Raw genomic sequence first — 20,114 nt, 5'->3', positions numbered from 1 at the left:
ATCAGAAATTTAATGAGCTGTTTATTCACCCTTTTATCCTCTCGGGCGGTTCTCGATAGCTTTCCCAATGACTATAAATCGGCATACATAGAAAATAAGCAAAATAGATGAATGCACAAGCGCGGGCTAAATACTGTTTTACCTGTGTCACATTAACGGTACCTAGGTAGCCTAAAATAAAGAAACAAAGCACAAATAAGCCCAACGCGTAGCGTGAATAATATCCTTTATAACGCATTGAGCGCACCGGGCTTCTATCCAACCAAGGCAATAAAAATAAAATTAGAATCGATAGCCCCATAGCAATAACGCCCAGCAATTTATCAGGAATTGCACGTAAAATGGCATAAAAGGGAGTCATATACCAAACAGGGGCAATATGCTCAGGAGTGATTAAAGGATTTGCCGGAGCGAAATTCTCATGTTCTAAAAAATAGCCTCCCATTTCTGGAAAAAAAAATACGACTGCAAAAAACGCAATTAAAAAAACGAGCACGGCCACAAAATCTTTAACGGTAAAATAAGGATGCAAAGGTAGGCCATCAAGCGGTTTACCCCGTTGGTTGAGCTGTTTTTTAATTTCAATGCCCTCAGGATTGTTCGAACCTACTTTATGTAAGGCAATAAGATGTAAAAAAACAAAAAATAGCAATAAAAGTGGAATAGCAATCACGTGGAGGGCAAAAAATCGTTGCAAAGTCGCATTTGCAACATTGTAATCTCCTCGTAGCCAAGTGACTAAATTATCACCGACATAAGGTATTGCAGACAGGAGAGAGGTAATCACCTGCGCCCCCCAATAGGACATTTGTCCCCAAGGGAGAAGGTAGCCAAAAAACGCTTCTGCTATTAACAAAATGAAGAGTACCACCCCTAAAAGCCAAATCAGTTCTCTCGGTTTTTGGTAGGAACCGTACAATAATGCTTTAAACAGATGTAAATAAACCACAATGAAAAAAGCAGAGGCGCCGGTAGAATGCATATAGCGCAGCAGCCAACCATAATTTACATCACGCATGATATATTCAATTGAGTTAAACGCTTGCTCTGCTGTTGGTACATAAAACATGGTTAGCCATAATCCAGTGATTAATTGAATAGCTAGGACAACCAAGGCCAAGGAGCCAAAAAAATAAAAAAAATTAAGATTTTTAGGAACATAATAGTCACTAAAATGTTCTTTCCAGGTACTTAACAGAGGAAAGCGCTCATCGATCCAATGGATTAATTTTTTCATGATGAAAACTCTTCTTCCTCTTCACCAATGACAATTGTACTGCTATTAATAAATCGATAAGGGGGAACTTCCAAATTAATCGGTGCCGGCACTCCTTTAAATACACGCCCAGCAAGATCAAAAGTTGAGCCGTGACAAGGACAATAAAATCCACCAGGCCAATGTGGGCCAAATTCATTTGCGGCCGGTCTATATTTGGGAGCACAACCTAAATGTGTACAAATGCCAATTAAAACTAAATATTCAGGATTGATTGAACGGTATTGATTTTTTGCGTAAGCCGGTTGTTGTTCAACGAGCGACTGAGGATCGCGCAATTGCGCGTCATGACCTACGAGTTGCGCTAGCATTTTCTTTGTTCGCCGTATTATCCAAACAGGTTTTCCTTGCCATTCCACAGTGACTTGCTGACCCGGTTCTAAGCGGCTAAGGTCCACTTGTACAGGAGCGCCTTCTGCTTGAGCTTTAGCACTGGGTAACCAAGATGAAATGAAAGGAGTTAAAGCACAAGCTGCACCAATCCCACCTAAAACACCCGTTGTGACTAACAAAAATCGCCGTCTTTGTTCATCAACTGTTTCAGTATCAGGATTATCCTCTTGGCTAGAATGTTTCTTATCAATTTGGGTCATTGCAAAATCTTACTCATGGAACTAGCGAGTCCAGGGAAAAATAGGCTCTGTTATAGCAAAGAATTAGTCTTTTGCAAACGTTTGATTCTTTACGAGGCCTTGATTATAGCTTGATTTAAAGGGTTGATGGGTGCCCGACGAATTAGGACAGCATCCCTCATTTAATAATTTATCTTCATTCCAGGGAATTTGTTCTCAAAAATATTTTTTAATTCAGATTTATCAGCATTGCCTAAATAATAAATAGAATCGCAAAGACTATTATCCATATGTCTGTAAAAAAAACGTGGTAGCTTATCTAAATTATCAACAATAAGGCGAAATACTATCTCTGAATCAGGTATTAGGGGATTATAGGCATCAATCGCTTGCTGTAAAATATTTTTTCCGTCCTTATCCTCCATAATCAAATATTTCCTTAATACAGGACTTGTGAAATACTCAGTCACGGTTTCGGTGTTACTGTTTTTTATTGCTTTTTGAAGAGTAGAACCATACGGTGAGACAAAAAGCCTTAGCTCGTCTTTTAGAACAAACCCACTCATCGCTAGAAAATGTTCAGCATTCCTATTGCCACTCACTCCGCTCAATTTTACATGAAATTTTCTTAGGTCTACGTCAGCTTGTTTTAATAACCTTAATACATTTAAGAACTCTTGAACTGTAGATTTATAATGACCAGTCTCATTAGAAAGATAAATAATTTTTCCTTGATCGACACGAATCGTTCCGAAAAATAAGCCAGGTTTTCCACTGAAAAAAGTTGAGTGATTATAACCATTTCCCACATTTTCAAGGCAATTGCTTACAAATATTCTACCATCTGCACTTATTGCTAATAATAATTCCTTATCAGCAATATGAGCTTCACTATAATAAGTATTCATACTGCATAATTTTTCATTACCATCAAGACAAAATAGTAATCCTTCTTTGACAAAAACTTCATAATTATTAGGATTTGTGAAATAAACCTTATTTAAATCATTCCATTTTCCAAGAACTGCCTTGTTTGTTCTTAGCTCTTGAAAAGTTACAATTGTTTTGGCAAATGCCCCCTCTTCCAATACCCAGCTTTTTAGCGATAAAAATCCATGAGTCCAAAATTCATCCCAGTATTCTGGACGAAGATTACGAAGTCCTGAATAACCATCTTGTACTAGCAGGTTCTTTATACGAGCCCATCTGATTAATGCCAAATTATCTGGAGTTAATTCTAGGGATTGCAACTCAGAATCAAGATTATTTTGTAAATTTAAAAGAGACGCTGCATTTTTTTGTATAGCAAGGACTAATAAAGCTTGATTAAGTTGAGCAGGATAAATACTAGAGTTAACAAGCGGTGATGGAAGGCCAGCTAAGTCTAATAATGCATTCCAATCTTTGCGCTGCTCAATTGAGATATTTAAAAAAAAAGCCTCACATTCGTCAACAATTAGGACTAAATTAGTGAACGTTTTTGCATTTTGAAATCTTCTTAAGCCAATTAGTATATTTTCTACTAATACTCTCTGTTTGCTATCCGTTTGATTTCGATTTTTGATATCAAACATTTCTTCTAATTCATTGTGAATATCTTCAATTGTTTTGCTATACATATCCTACACAAAGCATAATTGTAAATTACTCGGTCAATTATACCTATTTTTAGCCAAAGAAACAATTTTAAATCAAATTCTCCCTTATGAATGAGAAACTCTGATTACGCTGCCCCCCCATCAAGGCTACACTTACATGTTAGGAACCCGCTTTATGCATCTAGAATGACTCAACATGAGATTAAAGCTGCTCTTTATGCACCATTAAGACTTATAGACTTATTATCTATGTTGATAAGCCTAATAATGTAACTGTTGAATATGATTTACCTTCCACTCTTTTTGGGCAATTTAAGAATGAGCAACTGACTAAAGTAGCACTAGAGTTTGATCAAAAATTATTGAATTTAGTAAACAATACCTATAATACCTAACTAACAAAGAAGGTAATCGCTTATTTTATAGGAGATTTATGGAAGAGTTTGTAGGTTCATCCGATTTAGCTTTTAGTTTCTTTAGAGAAAAGATAAACCTTCACAATAGTTTCTCTTTCATCAAGACTACGCAAATCATCTGAACTTCTATGTCAACTCGAAAACGCATAAAAAAACCCCACTGGAGTGGGGTTGAATAAATTAACGCTTGGAGTACTGGGTTGCACGACGTGCTTTGTGCAAACCAACTTTTTTCCTTTCTACGCGTCGTGAATCGCGAGTCAACAAGCCGCGAGCACGTAATTTTCTACGATAAGATTCTGGATTTGGTTCAGCATCTTCTGCCAAGTCATGCTCGTCATAAGAAACAAGAGCACGAGCGATACCTAAGCGTACTGCACCAGCTTGCCCAGAAATTCCGCCGCCAACTACAGTAGCGTAAACATCAAACTTTCCGATTACATCAACAGTTTCTAAAGGTTGACGCACGATCATGCAAGAAGTTTCACGACCAAAATAATCTTCTAAAGCACGGTTATTAACCTTAATTTCGCCCTTACCAGGACGTAAAAACACTCTTGCCGTTGAACTTTTTCTACGACCGGTGCCATAGTATTGCTGTTTCTCAGCCATAATACTTATTCCTCAATCTCAAGTTGCTTTGGTTGTTGTGCAGTATGTGGATGCTCATTACCAGCATAAACTTTTAACTTGCGGTACATTTCTCTGCCCAATGGATTTTTGGGAAGCATTCCTTTTACTGCCAACTCGATAATACGCACAGGATTTTTTGCCTGTAACTTATCGAAAGAAACCGATTTAATCCCACCAGGGAACCCAGTGTGATGATGGTACATCTTCTCTTTAAATTTCCGGCCTGTAACAGTCACCTTTTCCGCGTTGGTTACAATGATGTAATCACCTGTATCCACGTGAGGGGTATACTCAGCCTTATGTTTGCCGCGTAAACGTCGGGCAATCTCAGTAGCAAGACGACCTAAAACTTTGTCGCTAGCATCGATCACATACCAGTCACGTTTGACTTCATGTGTCTTGGCGCTAAATGTTTTCATTAAATTAACTCCGTACCGCCTTTATTGGTAATCTTTCAATCAGACGGGCGATTTTAACTAAAACTGGGATAACCTACAAGTAAAAATGTTATAAATTCTTGCAATTATCTACTAATTGGGGATCAGCAACCGTTCTACAGTCTCACCAGCTATAAGATGGCTGTCTATTATTTCATCAATATCAGCCTCAGTGGCGTAAGTATACCATACGCCCTCAGGATAAATCACGATGCAGGGGCCTTCGCTACAGCGGCCAAGACAAGCAGATTTAGAGACTCTAATTTTGCCAGGCCCATGCAATTCGAGCTCTGACAATTTAGCTTTCATATGATTAAAAAAAGGCTCACCACCAGAACTAGCACAGCATTTTTTTCCAGCTATTTTCTGGTTTGTACATAAAAAAACATGCTTAGTATAATGGGTCAACAGCTTATTTATCCCGTTCTTCGATTTTAGTCTTTAATTTAAGGCCAGGCTTAAACGTTACCACTCGCCTTGCCACTACAGGAATTTCTTCTCCTGTTTTAGGATTTCTTCCTGGTCGTTGCGCTTTATCACGCAGAGTAAAATTACCAAATCCCGACAATTTTATGTGTTCGCCACTCTCCAAAGCGTATCTTAAAGACTCATAAAATTGTTCTACCATTTCCTTTGCATCAGGTTTGGTAAGATTTAGCTCGTTACACAAGGTTTCCGCAATCATTGCTTTACTTAGCGCATTCACGATTAGTCCCTCAATATTATGGAAAATTCCTCTTTTAATTTCTTGATTATAGCACTAATTATTGTATTGATCTCGTTATCAATCATTGTACGTGTATTGTCTTGTAAGGTAAGGGCAATTGCTAGGCTTTTCTTGCCCTGAGGAATCGATTCGCCAGTGTAAACATCAAATACATCAAAGGCTTTAAGCCAATTCCCATCGACTACTTGACGCACGGCTGCCTCAATTTGCGCCGCACTCACCCTATTATCGACCAGCATTGATAAATCGCGGCGTATTTGCGGGAATTTGGAAATTTGTTGATAGCGTACGGCTGTTTCATTAATTAACGAAGCTAATTTTAATTCAAATAAGATAACTTCCTCATTTAAATCAAGTTCGGCAGCGATCCGTGGGTGCAAGACGCCACACCAACCTGCGTGCTGACCGTCAATCATCATTTTTGCTGATTTACCTGGGTGCAAAGCGGGATGTTCAGCACTCTCAAAACTTACGTTATTGAGATTTAAAAAGCTAAACAGCGCTTCTAAATCCCCTTTTAAATCATAAAAATCGAATTTCCTTGTTTTTTCACTCCAATTCATAGTCCCGTGTTCACCTGCTAATAAACCGGCCACTGAGGGGTGCTCTTGCAGAGAACCTGTTTGTAAATCGAAAACCACTCCGTTTTCAAAAATTTTAATGGCTGTTTGCTGCCGGTGGGTATTATGAACCATTGAGGCAAGTAACCCTGGCCACATACCCACTCGCATTTGCGAGAGCTCAGAAGAGATTGGATTGAGAAGCTGCATCGCTTCCTGCTCAGGATAAAGTGCTTGCTGTAATTCGGGATCAACGAAGCTATAACTAATTGTTTCATGATAGCCTCTAGCAGTAAATAAGCGCGCAATCCGCATAGCTTGTGCTTCAAAAGGATTTAAAGTACCAGCTTGCACGGTAGTCATCATTTTTTCGCCAGACATTTTATCGTAACCATAGAGCCGAATAATTTCTTCAACCAAATCGGCTTCGAGGCGAATATCAAAGCGATGGGAAGGAATTTCTACCTTCCATAAATCCGCTTTTTTATCAACGAGCATTCCAAGACCTTGAAGCATCGCTGACATCTCTTCTTCAGCGACAGCCATACCGGTGATTCGTTTGACGGACTCAGGATTAAATTCTACAGTCACTTTTTGAGGTAAAGCACTAGGCTCCGATGCTAAACACACTGGACCAGCTTGCCCGCCAACGATTTCAAGCAACAGTGCGGTAGCTCGTTCTAAGGCTAAAACTTGTAAATTGGGATCCACACCACGCTCAAACCGCTGAGAAGAGTCGCTAGTAAGGCCATAGCTTCTCGCAACACCGGCAATTGTCAGAGGATTAAAGTAGGCGCTTTCAAGAAAAACATCTTTGGTGTGTTCCTGAACAGCAGACTCTTCACCGCCCATTACTCCAGCCAGCGCTAATGGCTTTTCATCATCAGCAATGACCAATACTTTATTGTTCAAAGTGATTTGTTGGCCGTCAAGTAGCTCAAGTGTTTCATTATCATTAGCAAAACGAACAATAATAGACCCTTTAATCGTTTCCAAATCAAAGGCATGCATAGGCTGCCCTAACTCAAGCATGACGTAATTGGTCACATCTACAACTGGGTGGATGGCGCGCAAACCGGCACGACGCAAACGCTCACTCATCCAACTTGGAGTCCGGGCTTGAGAATTAATACCACGAATAATACGTCCAGCATATTGAGAACAGGCTTCTTTTGCTTGTAATTGAATACTTAGCGACTCATCAATTGCTGGTTGGATCACTTGTTGTGGAAGGGATTTAAGCGGGAGTTTAGTCAGCGCTGATAATTCACGCGCGACCCCAAGGACACTGAAGCAATCTGCGCGATTAGGCGTTAAATCAATATCAAGGACATGATCATTAAGAGCCAGATATCTGCGTAAATCCGCTCCTATAGGCGCATCTTCTTCAAGCTCCATGATACCATCAGAGGACTCTGCTAAACCTAGCTCAGACACTGAGCAAAGCATACCCTGCGACAATTCGCCGCGTAAAGTCGACTCTTTAATCACCAAGCCGCCAGGGAGATTAGCACCGACCTGAGCCAACGCGACCTTAAGGCCAGCGCGAACATTCGCAGCGCCGCAGACTACTTTCAATGGAGTAGCACTACCTGTATTTACATCACATAAAGTTAATTTGTCAGCCTGTGGATGAGCTTTAGTACTTATTATCTGAGCAACAATCACTTGATCAAAAGCACCAGCAACGGGATTCAGAGCATCAACCTCTAAACCAGCCATAGTTAAGAGTGAAGCAAGTTGCTGCTCATTTAAAGAAGGATTTACCCATTCACGTAACCACAATTCACTAACTTTCATTTAAATATCCGCCTAATATCACTTAGAACTGTCTTAAAAAGGTCAAATCATTCTCAAACATTGTCCGCAAATCATCAATGCCAAAATACAGCATTGCCAGTCTATCGATGCCCATACCAAATGCCCATCCTTGGTATTCTGCAGGTGAAATATTGACAGCAGTTAGTACGTTAGGATGAACCATACCACAGCCTAATACCTCTAACCATCCGGTGAATTTACAAGAGCGACAGCCCTTACCAGCACATTGGGTGCATTCAATATCTACCTCAGCAGAAGGCTCTGTAAAAGGAAAATAAGAAGCTCTAAAACGTAGAGCTAGCTCTCGCCCAAAGAAATGGGCAAACAAATCTTGCAGTAATCCTTTTAACCCAGCTAGGGTGGCCTGCTTGTCAATTAATAAGCCCTCAACCTGATGAAACATAGGTGTGTGTGTCACATCTGAATCACAACGATATACTCGGCCTGGGGCAATTAAACGTAACGGCGGTTTTCGCTTTTCCATGGTTCTAATTTGTACCGGAGAGGTATGGGTACGCAATAAATGCCCATCGCCAAAATAAAAGGTATCATGCATCGCGCGAGCAGGATGATGCCCAGGGATATTCAGGGCTTCAAAATTATAAAATTCGGTTTCAATTTCCGGGCCTTCGACAATATCAAAACCTAAGCGGCTAAAATAATCGTTGATCCAATGTTTAACTTGTGTAACGGGATGTAAGGAGCCTGACTTTTGATGGCGTCCCGGGAGAGTCACATCGATGCGCTCAGCCGATAATTTTTTTTGCAACTGCACCTCTTTAAGATGCGTCATTTTCTCTTCGATTAATTTGCTGATTTCAACCTTAGCCTGATTGACTAATTGACCTACTTTAGGTTTTTCTTCCGCAGATAACCCTGCCAATCCTTTGAGAATTTCAGTCAATTGCCCCTTTTTTCCCAGGTAATCCACACGAATTGCTTCTAAGGCGGTAACGTCTTGGGCTTGGGAAATTGCATCAGCAGCTTTTTGCCGTAACAGGATAATATCTTGCATGATTAAACCCACATGTAAAAAAGGAGGCTATAGCCTCCTCAATAATTTATTACTACAGAAATCACTAGGCATTGTTATCAATTCTACTAACTTGTTCCTTAGGCCACAAGTTAGCGAATTGGCAACAAAACTTTAAGCAAGTGCTGCTTTTGCTTTTTCAGCTAATGCTGCAAAAGCTTGTTTATCATATACGGCCATATCAGCCAATATTTTGCGATCAAGCTCAATTGCAGCTTTCTTTAATCCAGCGATTAAGCGGCTATAGGACATACCGCATTCACGCGCTTGAGCATTAATACGAGTAATCCACAATGCACGAAACTGACGCTTTTTCTGACGTCGGTCACGATAGGCATATTGGCCAGCTTTAATAACCGCTTGTTTAGCAACTCGGTAAGTCCGACTACGGGCACCGTAATACCCTTTGGCTTGATCTAAAATTTTCTTATGACGTGCTTTAGCCGTCACTCCACGTTTAACTCTTGGCATCTCTTATCCTCCCCTTAACTACCATGCAACATACGTTTTGCTAAACGCGCATCGCATGCTTTTAAAGTCCCCGAAGCAACGCGTAATTGTCGTTTTTGCTTAGGCGACTTTTTAGTGAGGATATGGTTTCGATAAGCGCCACGACGCTTAACTCTACCGCTCGCTGTCTTTCGGAAGCGTTTTGCAGCTCCACGATGTGACTTTAATTTTGGCATAACTAAATACTCCGCATTCATTAATACTTATAATGATGTAGCGTTTTCAATCAACTCTTTTTACCGACTCTATGGAATCTAGCAGGAGCGAAGATTTAAACAACCACCTAGGGCCGATATAAAATCATCCTATCACCACAGGATTAGGTGTGGCTAAAAAATGGGTTTTAATTCGCCCTTTACTTTTTCTTTGGCGCTAACACCATCAATAATTGACGACCTTCACGTTTTGCTTGCTGCTCCAGAACCGCAAATTCAGCAGTATCTTGTTGCAAACGCTCCATGATTTTCATGCCAATTTCTTGATGAGCCATCTCTCTACCGCGAAAACGCAGTGTGATTTTGACTTTGTCGCCATGATTCAGGAAACGGATCAGGTTGCGTAGCTTGACCTGATAATCTCCCTCTTCCGTTGTTGGACGGAATTTGAGCTCTTTGACCTGAGTTTGCTTCTGCTTTTTCTTAGCTTCAGCTTGTTTTTTACTCACTTCAAAGAGGAATTTACCATAATCCATAATACGGCATACAGGAGGTCTAGCTGTTGGCGATATTTCAACCAAATCAAAACCACCTTCTTCTGCTGCGCGTAGGGCTTCTCGCGTTGATACAATTCCCACTTGATTGCCATCTACATCAATTAAGCGTACCTCAGGTACATTGATTTGTTCATTAATCCTCGCGCGATCACTGTCACGCTTATTTGATGCACTAATAGTCCAGTCCTCCAAGTAGGTTATTCATCTTTCTGGCAGCCTTTTGCAGCAATTTCTTGATGCAAGCGCTCGCAAATTGTATCAATACTCATAACACCCAAATCGGTTCCTTCACGGGTTCGTACCGCAACTGAGTCGGATTCGACTTCTTTATCACCAACCACGAGCAAATAAGGAACCTTTTGCATAGTGTGCTCGCGGATTTTAAAGCCAATCTTCTCATTTCTCAAGTCAAAATTTGCACGAATACCCTGCTTTTGTAAAATATTAGTGATTTTCCTCACAAAATCATGTTGTTTTTCACTAATTGGGAGCACCGCTACTTGTGATGGAGCCAACCAAAGAGGTAAGCGTCCAGCGTAATGCTCGATTAAAATTCCCATAAAACGTTCAAAAGAACCTAAGATAGCACGGTGCAACATCACAGGGATCTGTTTTGATCCATCCTCAGCAACATATTGAGCCCCTAAGCGCTCAGGCATCGAAAAATCAACTTGAATAGTACCGCACTGCCAAATTCGCCCTAAACAATCCGCAAGAGAGCATTCGATTTTAGGACCATAAAAGGCTCCTTCACCAGGTGCATCTATCCAGTTAATATTGTGACTATTCATCGCCTCTTTTAATGCGTTTTCAGCCTTATCCCAAATTTCATCGCTACCTACTCGTTTCTCTGGCCGCAAGGCTAAGCGGTATTTAATTTCTGTGAAACCAAAATCAGTATATACTGATTTAACTAATTCAAGCATCATTGCTACTTCGGATTGAATTTGCTCTTCCGTACAGAAAATATGTGCGTCATCTTGCACCATATTACGAACACGCATCAAACCATGTAGGGCTCCCGAAGGTTCGCAGCGATGGCAATTACCAAACTCAGAGAGTCTCATTGGTAACTCGCGATAACTTCTTAATCCTTGATTATAAACTTGCACATGGCAAGGACAATTCATTGGTTTGACCGCATACTGACGATTTTCGGTCTCAGTAACAAACATTTCTTCGCGGAAATTTTCCCAATGACCTGATTTTTCCCATAAAACCTTATCAACTAATTGAGGAGTCTTAATTTCTTGGTATCCGAAATCCTTTAAGCGACTACGCATATATTGCTCAAGCAATTGGTAGACGATCCAACCATTTGGATGCCAAAAGACCATACCTGGTGCAATATCTTGAAAATGAAAGAAATCGAGAGCCTTTCCGAGCTTGCGGTGATCACGTTTTTCTGCTTCTTCGAGTCGGTGTAAATACTCGGCCAAAGCTTTCTTATCCCCCCAGGCTGTACCGTAAATTCGCTGTAGCATTTCGTTACGAGCATCTCCACGCCAGTAAGCACCGGCTACTTTAGTCAGTTTAAATGCTTTTAAGCGGCCTGTGGATGGCACATGAGGACCTCGACAAAGATCTTCAAAATCACCTTGCCGATATAGAGAAATTATTTCTCCTGAAGGAATATCAGCAATAATCTTCGCTTTATACTCCTCACCCATATTGCGAAAATAATCAATCGCCTCATCACGCGGCATTTCACGACGTACTACTGGATAATCAGCTTTCGCTAATTGCTGCATTTTTTCTTCTATTTGCTCTAAATCTTCTGGAGTGAAAGGTCTGCCGAAGGCAAAATCATAATAGAACCCATCTTCAATAACAGGGCCGATTGTAACTTGTGCGCTAGGAAACAAACTTTTAACTGCTTGTGCCAATAAGTGTGCGGTAGAGTGGCGAATAACCTCCAAACTTTCTTTTTCTTGTTTTTCAGTAATAATCATCAGCTCAGCGTCTTGAGAAATAGGATAGCTCGTATCGACTAATTTACCATCTACCTTGCCAGCCAAAGCAGCTTTAGCCAACCCAGGGCTGATACTCTGCGCCACATCATGAACAGTTATAGGGTGTTCAAAGTGTTTGACACTTCCATCAGGCAATTTAATGTTCGGCATCTTGTTGTCCCTCCATTCCCCAGGCACACGTCAATGTTTCAATGAGAAAAAAAAACCCTGCACAGCAGGGTTAGTTTGGTAGGCACGAGTGGGATCGAACCACCGACCACCACCATGTCAAGGTGGTGCTCTACCACTGAGCTACGTGCCTATTATTCGCTCTAGCATATCAAAGTGGCGATGATTATATAAAAGCTGGAATCACAAAGCAATAATTACTTGGATGATTACTCTGGCAAATCTCTCTTCTGTACAAATAAAGCTTATTTTGTTGTTGTAATGTACAATTCCTCTTCTAGTTCCGCGCGGACGCAAGGTCTGTCTGGCTGGGTCTTTTGTAAGCCTTTGAAGTACCGCTTGAGCTTCGAGAGCGCCATAGATTGCTCATACGCGTGCTTACAAAAGCCCCCTACCAAGACAGACCTTGCTTATTACCTTCGGTACGAGGGAAAGTTTTCTGAGGGGTTATTTCTTTGTTTTTTACGATAATTAAAACTACGGGTTTTTTTATCGTTGAAAACTTATTAGATTAAGGCACAACTTTTTTCATCCAAATAAATAGGGAATCAAATGAAAATATCTTTCAAACAGCAAGCTATAGAAAAAAAGAATAGTGAAACCTGCTCTGTGACTGAATACGCTTTAAATCATGAAATGCTTGACGTGGCAATTGCCACAGTCTCCGGTCGTTATCCTGTTGAGCGCCGAACAGTGAATGAGCAATGTGATGAATTAGCCTATGTGTTTGAAGGTCATGGTAGAATAGTGATCAATCATGAGGAATATGCCTTGTCAACCGGCGATGTTGTTTTGATTGAAGCAGGTGAAAAATACTTTTGGGAAGGCAACATGAAACTTTTTCTATCTTGCAGACCTGCGTGGAAGATAGAACAACATAAATTAGTTGATTAACCCTCTTTGCTTCAGACATCTGCTCTAAAAGAGAGGCTTGAATGGATTGACATCGATTCAAGCCACAAAATTTCGCGAGGTTAACTGCTATGGTTAAACCACTCTTTCCTTAATTTGGACTTATCTGTAAAACAAATTTCCGTAGGTTATACAGTGTTTAGACTCTAGTTCGAAACTGATCCCTAAGTTTCGCAATAATTATTACACAGCAATTCTCTTATTGCAACAATAAATTTCCAAAAGAAACCAAAAGTTTCCTTTTGATATAAATTTGCAGTTCATGAAACTTTTTGTTACTATCTATTCATGTATCAATGAGTTTATTGCCTCTATGGAAAAAGTTGACTTAACAAAACAGTTTGCTTGTCGCCTGCGTGATGCAATGATCGCTGCTGGATTTAACTCTCAACGCTCCACTTCTGGGGTTTGCATTCACAAATTAGCCGAAATTACTGGTTATTCAGTGCAAATCTGCCGCAAGTATCTTCGTGGGGAGGCGATTCCCGAACCTGTGAAATTAGTTGAAATTGCAACAAAATTGCAGGTTTCTCCAGGCTGGTTGTTGTTTGGCGATGATTATAGCGATCCGATCACTTCGAAAGATAAAATTACCATCTCTAAGAATTTACTTCGTTATACTCTGACGCGTGCTGCAAGCCTATATAATAGCCCTCATTTAGAAAATGATGTACCTGGGTTTCTGCTCGATTTAATCAATGATGTAAGTCAAATCAACGCTAGTGAAGAGCAATCCCAAAAAATTATTGACTTGGCTTTATCCTCAATAAAGCACTTTAATGCTTAATACGGAGCGTATTTGAGAGCTACTCATGGAACTATTAGATAAGTGCATGAAAGATTTTAGCTCAGCAATATCGAGCACAAGAAACTCTATCAGGTTATCAGTCTTTAGGAAGAAAAACCGCGGTTAATTATTCACTACCAGAACCCCGTATTTAATTAGGGCGTAACGCAATATGTTATTAATTAAAAGAAAGGAAGCTTTCTTCGATCCTGATTATCTAATCAGGATCGCTAGTTACTTATACAGTAACAGTTTCTTTATGAAACTCTGGAATGTTGATTTGAGATGTGCTGTGATGATCAAGCATGTGACAAGAATTTTGTCGTTTTACAGGATCTTTTTCCTTTGCACATTGCTCGAGGAAATTGTCAGTGGTTTGGCTGCTGGGAACGTTGCTAGCAAATGATAATACTGGAATTAACAAAGCCATTACTAGAGCTATCTTTTTCATTAAATACCCTTTTTAGTTGTTAAGTTAGGACTTAATCATCTAAAGAAAAAACTAAGCTTATTATCTTCTTTAAATGCGCTTCATACTATTTCCCTGTCTAGTTTTTAGAGCATTTTGGTCAGGCATTGCCTACTTTACACCATCCTCTGGAGTCTTTATAGATACGAGACCTCTCTATCAACTGGCGAATTATAACACAATAATACCTTTTTTCTCAAATGAGAAGAGGCTCTCTAATCTTGTTATCAGTCTTTTTTTTACGGTTGAAGAGAATAGTCTATACCTCTATTTGCGACTTAATTGGTTTAATTCTAATTGTAATTCTATGAGTGATAATAATTTCTATGCCTCAGTTGAAAACAACAACAAAGCTGCTATGGCAAAAAACATCCCTAATCCTTGCCGTAAAGTTATTCCTTGCTTAAGAAAGATAATGCACAAAATTAGGGTAATAAGCGGATACATTGACGTGATCAACACGACAGGCATTGCAGGGCCTTTACGTAGGGCTAGGATGAAAAAAATGCAAGCGATACCACTAGCTAATCCATTAAGCAAACCATAGACACTCCCTTTAGCAGAAAGCTCCGGTTTAAAATCAAGGAGTGCCAAAGCGAAGATTCCAGCAATTAAAACACCTAAACTTGAGTAAAAGGTAATTGAGAGCGGATTGATAAAACTCGATGCTCTCGCCCCCCAATATCCCCACGCGCCATAAAGCAAAAGTGCGATAATAGAAGGAAAATACCAGGTATTAATAGTCATTGTTAAATTCCGATTTTCCTGATTTTCAGGTTAATCTCACTTAAAAGTTCAGAGAGAATAACTTTCAGATAAGAAAAATAAAACCATTTTCAATGAAAACAGCTAAATATACTAATATTTTTGCGCAGAAAATTGGGGAACTGCTTTTATTGCTAGACTAATTTAGAAAGGGTATATATTAAACAACGAGTAGCAAGATGACAGTGTTATTTTCGCGCAACCTGCGCCAAATACAGCTGCTCGTTAAATAGGGCCCGATCGCTTAAAATTCATCTCTGATTTTGGTGACCTTTTCGAGACTTTGTTGAAAAGTCTCAAGTAAAGCATCTAAACCTTCTCGATTCATTTCCACGAATTGGCTATAACTTACACCCTCTTCAAGCACCATATTCACTAAATTTTTTATCCCATCAAGGGCCTTACTAACGTCCTCGGCCAAGAGCGATAATTGATTTTTTCGCTCCTCTTTGTACTCCAACTCATCCTCATCAATAGTTTCAATTTTTACGTTAATTTCAGTTAAAAAGCCTTTCAATTTTTGATTTAAGCGCAGAATATTATCATGCAATTCTTGATCGACTGCGTGAATAAATACTGATGGTTTAAGTTGCTCTTTAACCATTTGCTTCCTCCGAACATCATGCTACAGCGTGTTTACTATAATGCTAGCGCTTTCCTAGCTATTTCGCCAGCACTGCAATCAGTGATATAATTGACATTTTTTGAGCACAAAGAAAAATTATGTTACTCCATTATTTATTCATTTTAGGCATTTGTGTGGAAGCTATGACAGGCGCTATTGCAGCAGGTCGAAAGAAAATGGATTTTTTTGGAGTTATGTTAATCGCATCTATTGCTGCTTTGGGTGGCGGTACGGTACGCGATACCCTTTTAAATACCTATCCTCTTACTTGGGTAGTCCATCCTGAATACCTTTTATATACCTCAGTTTGTGCTTTTGTAACTATTTTTATTGCTCATTCTTTAGTAAGAATTAGGAAGGTTTTTTTAATCCTTGATGCATTGGGTTTGTCTACTTTTGTAATTGCTGGCACTCAAAAAAGTCTCAGTAATGGGCTCTCACCAAGTATTGCCATTCTTAGCGGGATGATTACCGGTATTTGCGGGGGAATGTTACGGGATATACTTTGTAATGATATTCCCTTAGTTCTTCGCAAAGAATTATATGCAGTGATCGCACTTGCTGGTGCTTTATTGTTTATTGTTTTAGCTTATTTTCAAGTTACAGATGAACTGAATATAATGATCACTCTAATCACCATCTTTTCGACTCGCTTATTAGCTATTTTATTTCATATTGAGATTCCTAAATTCGACTATTCAGCTAGTTTACGGAAACGGAGTAATAAATAAGTTGATAGGATTGCATGATTGAATTTGTTGGGCCGGCCAAGGCCCAACCTACATTACCCTTCGCAGTGATGAGGCGTTTACGCCGTCTCGAAGTCTTACGAGCTCAACCCAAGCAACAAGCAATTGGCTCTAAATCTGAGTAAGGAACTTTGGGTAAAAAGTCATTGGTGTAGCATTCCGACAGGTTAAAGTGTTTATCAATAATATTTAGATGTTGGGTATAACGTCCTACCTTATTCCAATCTCTTTCTACATTGAGTAATGAACGTGAAAAAAAAGGTAAGCTGTGCGTAAATATCTTTTGATACATTGAAGTACGTAATTGTGGTTTGGCTTGACACAATAATTCGTAAGCTTCTTCTGGATTTTCTGTGGTAAACAATGCTCCTCGTTGAGTTGCCTTGAGAAACCCTTGAACCAATTCAGGTTGTTCTAAAGTTTGTTTGGGTACTATAAATTGAATCGAACAAAAGCAACAACAGCCAAGTCCAGCTAACTGGTCAAGACGTAAGAATACAGTTTCGCCTTTTCGTTGTTCTAACTCAATGCGTTGAAAATTAATAAATCCAATGCCTGTATCAATTAGATCGCGACAAATTGCATCAGTTACATTCATCCCAATTCGGATTGTCTGATAGCTATTTGGATCAATACCAGCAAGCTGTGCCAGATCATCAATAATTTTCTTACCAAACTCACCGATGTACCCGACACGTTTGCCAACAATATCATGAAACGAATTAATGCCACTTGATTTTAATGCAAGCAGGCCAGTAGGTGGCTCATCAACTAAAGTTCCAATCGAAGTAACAGGATAACCCTTCGCCCTGGCTGCAACGGTATGAATCATGGCTTTTACACCAAAATTTACAGCTCCTAAACCCACCAATTCTGTCACATCACTAGGATCTGCAGGTTCTAAAATAGCAAGTTTTATATTTTCTTGTGAATAAAAACCAAGTTGTTGCGCTACGAAAATAGGGGCGTGGTAAGGATTTGCATACCAATTTAATAACAAACTAACCCGGGATTTTAATGAATGCATGGCCATAACTCCTTTGTGATTGTAATAATTTGGAGATGGCAAAAGGGATCCAGCCGTATAAAAATAAAGCATGGATTTATTGAAGGCGTCCTTACGCTGATATGACTCAGATCAAGTTCTACGGGTGACTCTCAGTCGGTTTCCCGACACCCCGCGCCATCTAACAAACAGGATTATGCTATATTTTAATTTTTAATTTGTCAAAATAGGTAAGATGGGGATTCATCCATCAAGTAGAAAACAATATGCTCATTAAAAAATTGATGAATCGTTCAAAAAGGTGACGATACCTCAGGCAAGAATTAAATAGACTGTTTAGTTCATTGATCGTTTTGTTTATCCCGTTCGCACTGGCGAAGCGCGCAGCGCTGTCTCGAAGTGTCGCAAATGCCCCCCCTTCGAGAGCCTCAGGGCAGGCCTTCGAAGAGCTTCAAGACAAGCCCCTTCGAGAGCCTCAGGACAGGCTTCGAGACGCACGCCATGCGTGCTCCTCAGGCTGAACGGGATTAATACAAATTCCTTAGATCCTCATTTCGTGGGGATATCTCAGAGCCCGGATGGATCGAGGTAAATTTAAACAAAAATCCTTAACTTAATGGCAGCGCCACGAACGGCAGGGTCCATAACTCGCCATTCGCTTTTACTACACTTCCTTAATTTCGTGAATAGTAACCTCTTCTACTGGCACATCTGCATGCCCTTTATGTTGGCCTGTTTTGACTTTAGCAATGGCATCGACAACGTCCATTCCTTCAACAACTTCCCCAAATACACAGTAACCATAACCCTGCGCATGTTCACCACTGAAATTAAGGAACGCATTATCAGCAACGTTAATAAAAAATTGGGCTGTCGCTGAATGAGGATCCATAGTTCTTGCCATAGCTATCGTTCCGCGCTTATTGGGTTTCGCTTGTTTTGCTTCGTTTTTTATAGGGGTTTCAGTTGCTTTCTGATCCATATCTGCAGTTAGGCCGCCACCTTGAATCATAAATCCATCAATCACGCGATGAAAAATTGTATTATTATAAAATCCATTACGGACATAATTTAGAAAATTCTCCACAGTGTTTGGCGCATTCTCTTCGTGCATCTCTAAACGAATGTCACCCTTTGAGGTGTTAATTAAAATCATTGAGCTCTCCTGGTTCTTTCTTTAAAAAATTAAGGCTAAGAATTAAGTATAAGGTCGCGCATTTTAGCACAAACTTCATGCATTACATGGATATTGTGAATAGTCGCCAGCGCTGTAAACAGATTGGTTTTTTGTTTGCTTAAATGATGCAAAAATGCACGAGAATGATGCTGGCAAGTATAGCAAGTACAGCTAGACATAATGGGTGAAAAATCATTGGCGAAACAGGCTTTTTTTATCTGAATACGTTCGTTTTCATAAGGACTAGCAAATCTTAACCAGTTGCCTTCTTTTACAACCTCTCCACAATATAAAGCGCCATGCCGAGCATTACGTGTGGGCGCTACGCAATCAAACATATCAATACCTTCAGCGACGACATCCAGCAAATCTTGAGGCGACATGCCTACCCCCATGGTGTAGCGTGGCTTATTTTCAGGTAGATAGTCTTTTACCCAGCGAATGATATTGACCGTCATTTTCATATCAAAACCGACAGTCTCCCCGCCAATGGCAATACCATCTGTATCCATTGAAGCAACAAATTCTGCACTTTCTTGGCGTAAATCTTGGTAAATACCACCCTGCACGATTCCGAATAAAGCTTGGTTTGCACCATAGCGTGAGCTAGGGTATTGCTGATGATAATTAATCGATTGTTTCAGCCAGCGGTGGGTACGCGTCATGATGTGCTGCACTTCCTCACGAGAACAATTATCCGGAGTGCATTGATCAAAGGCCATGATAATATCGGCGCCAATAATTTTCTGCGTTTCCAGTGACATTTCGGGAGTCATATGAATTAAACGAGTTGTGCCTGGTAGACGAAAATGCGCCCCTTCTTCATCAATCGTACATATTTCTTTATTTTTCGATAAGCTAAAAACCTGGAATCCACCACTATCCGTCAGCATTGGTCCATGCCAACCCATAAATGGGTGCATACCCCCTGCTTTTTCGATGACCTCCATACCAGGTGCACAAAGCATATGATAAGTATTGCCTCCCAGAATAATCTGGCTACCTGCGGCAAGGAGCTCTCGCGGCGTCATATTATTCACTCCGGCGCGAGTTCCCACTGGCATAAATACCGGCGTTATAAAGTCACCATGTGGTGTGCTTACTCGTGTTACACGTGCTTTAGTAAAAGCATGATTCTTAATAAGCTCAAAATGAAACTTTTTCATATCGAGTGAATTGATTATTGCA

The 20,114-nt window shown here is 40.1% G+C and carries 22 protein-coding genes, 1 tRNA gene and 1 riboswitch; of the genes, 3 read left to right on the top strand and 20 right to left on the bottom strand.

The window, feature by feature from the left end; translation table 11 throughout:
• Positions 1 to 25: 25 nt before the first annotated feature.
• The 14 genes from Lnau_RS15055 to Lnau_RS14990 all read right to left on the bottom strand — a co-directional run bounded on the left by Lnau_RS15055 (position 26) and on the right by Lnau_RS14990 (position 12,569).
• Complete coding sequence (locus Lnau_RS15055) at positions 26 to 1,237, bottom strand: cytochrome b (protein WP_058505935.1); 1,212 nt, start codon at positions 1,235 to 1,237, stop codon at positions 26 to 28.
• A complete protein-coding gene (gene petA, locus Lnau_RS15050; protein ID WP_058505934.1) occupies positions 1,234 to 1,869 on the bottom strand; it encodes a ubiquinol-cytochrome c reductase iron-sulfur subunit in 636 nt (211 codons plus the stop codon). The genes Lnau_RS15055 and petA overlap by 4 nt, the downstream gene beginning before the upstream one ends.
• A gap of 161 nt (positions 1,870 to 2,030) precedes the next feature.
• Positions 2,031 to 3,467, bottom strand: coding sequence for a hypothetical protein (locus Lnau_RS15045; protein WP_058505933.1), 1,437 nt, complete (start codon positions 3,465 to 3,467; stop codon positions 2,031 to 2,033).
• 575 nt (positions 3,468 to 4,042) lie between these two features.
• Entirely contained in the window at positions 4,043 to 4,474 is a 432-nt protein-coding gene (gene rpsI / locus Lnau_RS15040) for a 30S ribosomal protein S9 (protein ID WP_058505932.1), read from the bottom strand.
• A gap of 5 nt (positions 4,475 to 4,479) precedes the next feature.
• Positions 4,480 to 4,914 carry a 50S ribosomal protein L13 gene (gene rplM / locus Lnau_RS15035; RefSeq protein WP_058505931.1) on the bottom strand — a complete coding sequence of 145 codons (435 nt, stop codon included), beginning with the start codon at positions 4,912 to 4,914 and terminating at the stop codon, positions 4,480 to 4,482.
• Between the two features lie 111 nt (positions 4,915 to 5,025).
• Positions 5,026 to 5,343, bottom strand: coding sequence for a (2Fe-2S) ferredoxin domain-containing protein (locus tag Lnau_RS15030; RefSeq protein WP_193786826.1), 318 nt, complete (start codon positions 5,341 to 5,343; stop codon positions 5,026 to 5,028).
• A 1-nt stretch (position 5,344) separates the two neighbouring features.
• Entirely contained in the window at positions 5,345 to 5,638 is a 294-nt protein-coding gene (locus Lnau_RS15025; RefSeq protein ID WP_058495319.1) for an integration host factor subunit alpha, read from the bottom strand.
• Positions 5,639 to 5,640: 2 nt separating this feature from the next.
• Positions 5,641 to 8,019 (bottom strand): phenylalanine--tRNA ligase subunit beta, encoded by a 2,379-nt coding sequence (pheT, locus tag Lnau_RS15020; RefSeq protein WP_058505929.1) that lies wholly within the window; start codon positions 8,017 to 8,019, stop codon positions 5,641 to 5,643.
• Between the two features lie 22 nt (positions 8,020 to 8,041).
• Positions 8,042 to 9,055, bottom strand: coding sequence for a phenylalanine--tRNA ligase subunit alpha (locus Lnau_RS15015; protein ID WP_058505928.1), 1,014 nt, complete (start codon positions 9,053 to 9,055; stop codon positions 8,042 to 8,044).
• A gap of 132 nt (positions 9,056 to 9,187) precedes the next feature.
• Positions 9,188 to 9,544 (bottom strand): 50S ribosomal protein L20, encoded by a 357-nt coding sequence (rplT, locus tag Lnau_RS15010; RefSeq protein ID WP_058505927.1) that lies wholly within the window; start codon positions 9,542 to 9,544, stop codon positions 9,188 to 9,190.
• 14 nt (positions 9,545 to 9,558) lie between these two features.
• Complete coding sequence (rpmI, locus tag Lnau_RS15005) at positions 9,559 to 9,759, bottom strand: 50S ribosomal protein L35 (RefSeq protein ID WP_058506029.1); 201 nt, start codon at positions 9,757 to 9,759, stop codon at positions 9,559 to 9,561.
• 179 nt (positions 9,760 to 9,938) lie between these two features.
• A complete protein-coding gene (gene infC, locus Lnau_RS15000) occupies positions 9,939 to 10,472 on the bottom strand; it encodes a translation initiation factor IF-3 (protein ID WP_083503863.1) in 534 nt (177 codons plus the stop codon).
• Between the two features lie 20 nt (positions 10,473 to 10,492).
• Positions 10,493 to 12,418 carry a threonine--tRNA ligase gene (thrS, locus tag Lnau_RS14995; protein ID WP_058505925.1) on the bottom strand — a complete coding sequence of 642 codons (1,926 nt, stop codon included), beginning with the start codon at positions 12,416 to 12,418 and terminating at the stop codon, positions 10,493 to 10,495.
• Between the two features lie 76 nt (positions 12,419 to 12,494).
• Positions 12,495 to 12,569, bottom strand: a tRNA-Val gene (locus Lnau_RS14990).
• A gap of 419 nt (positions 12,570 to 12,988) precedes the next feature.
• Between Lnau_RS14990 and Lnau_RS14985 the strand changes: the two genes are divergently transcribed.
• Together Lnau_RS14985 and Lnau_RS14980 are read left to right on the top strand one after the other, a co-directional pair.
• Positions 12,989 to 13,330 (top strand): cupin domain-containing protein, encoded by a 342-nt coding sequence (locus tag Lnau_RS14985; RefSeq protein ID WP_058505924.1) that lies wholly within the window; start codon positions 12,989 to 12,991, stop codon positions 13,328 to 13,330.
• A gap of 331 nt (positions 13,331 to 13,661) precedes the next feature.
• Positions 13,662 to 14,135, top strand: coding sequence for a helix-turn-helix domain-containing protein (locus Lnau_RS14980; RefSeq protein ID WP_058506028.1), 474 nt, complete (start codon positions 13,662 to 13,664; stop codon positions 14,133 to 14,135).
• 238 nt (positions 14,136 to 14,373) lie between these two features.
• On the opposite strand, the gene Lnau_RS14975 is transcribed toward Lnau_RS14980, so the two are convergent.
• The 3 genes from Lnau_RS14975 to Lnau_RS14965 form a co-directional block, all read right to left on the bottom strand.
• Positions 14,374 to 14,586 (bottom strand): hypothetical protein, encoded by a 213-nt coding sequence (locus Lnau_RS14975; protein WP_058505923.1) that lies wholly within the window; start codon positions 14,584 to 14,586, stop codon positions 14,374 to 14,376.
• A gap of 342 nt (positions 14,587 to 14,928) precedes the next feature.
• A complete protein-coding gene (locus Lnau_RS14970; RefSeq protein ID WP_058505922.1) occupies positions 14,929 to 15,351 on the bottom strand; it encodes an EamA family transporter in 423 nt (140 codons plus the stop codon).
• 262 nt (positions 15,352 to 15,613) lie between these two features.
• Positions 15,614 to 15,973, bottom strand: a complete 360-nt coding sequence (locus tag Lnau_RS14965; RefSeq protein ID WP_058505921.1) for a hypothetical protein — start codon at positions 15,971 to 15,973, stop codon at positions 15,614 to 15,616.
• A 119-nt stretch (positions 15,974 to 16,092) separates the two neighbouring features.
• Between Lnau_RS14965 and Lnau_RS14960 the strand changes: the two genes are divergently transcribed.
• Entirely contained in the window at positions 16,093 to 16,725 is a 633-nt protein-coding gene (locus Lnau_RS14960) for a trimeric intracellular cation channel family protein (protein ID WP_058505920.1), read from the top strand.
• Positions 16,726 to 16,828: 103 nt separating this feature from the next.
• Here the strand turns inward: Lnau_RS14960 and Lnau_RS14955 are convergent, their stop codons facing one another.
• The 3 genes from Lnau_RS14955 to tgt form a co-directional block, all read right to left on the bottom strand.
• Positions 16,829 to 17,770 (bottom strand): ABC transporter substrate-binding protein, encoded by a 942-nt coding sequence (locus tag Lnau_RS14955; protein ID WP_058505919.1) that lies wholly within the window; start codon positions 17,768 to 17,770, stop codon positions 16,829 to 16,831.
• A gap of 71 nt (positions 17,771 to 17,841) precedes the next feature.
• A riboswitch (TPP riboswitch) is annotated at positions 17,842 to 17,934 on the bottom strand.
• A 479-nt stretch (positions 17,935 to 18,413) separates the two neighbouring features.
• Complete coding sequence (locus Lnau_RS14950; protein WP_058505918.1) at positions 18,414 to 18,905, bottom strand: peptidylprolyl isomerase; 492 nt, start codon at positions 18,903 to 18,905, stop codon at positions 18,414 to 18,416.
• Positions 18,906 to 18,940: 35 nt separating this feature from the next.
• Positions 18,941 to 20,092, bottom strand: coding sequence for a tRNA guanosine(34) transglycosylase Tgt (gene tgt, locus Lnau_RS14945; RefSeq protein ID WP_058505917.1), 1,152 nt, complete (start codon positions 20,090 to 20,092; stop codon positions 18,941 to 18,943).
• Positions 20,093 to 20,114 lie beyond the last annotated feature (22 nt).

The sequence above is a fragment of the Legionella nautarum genome, assembly GCF_001467895.1.
Lineage (GTDB): Bacteria > Pseudomonadota > Gammaproteobacteria > Legionellales > Legionellaceae > Tatlockia > Tatlockia nautarum.
Note: the sequence above shows the minus strand (reverse complement) of the source record. Positions and strands in the feature narration are given on the sequence as shown.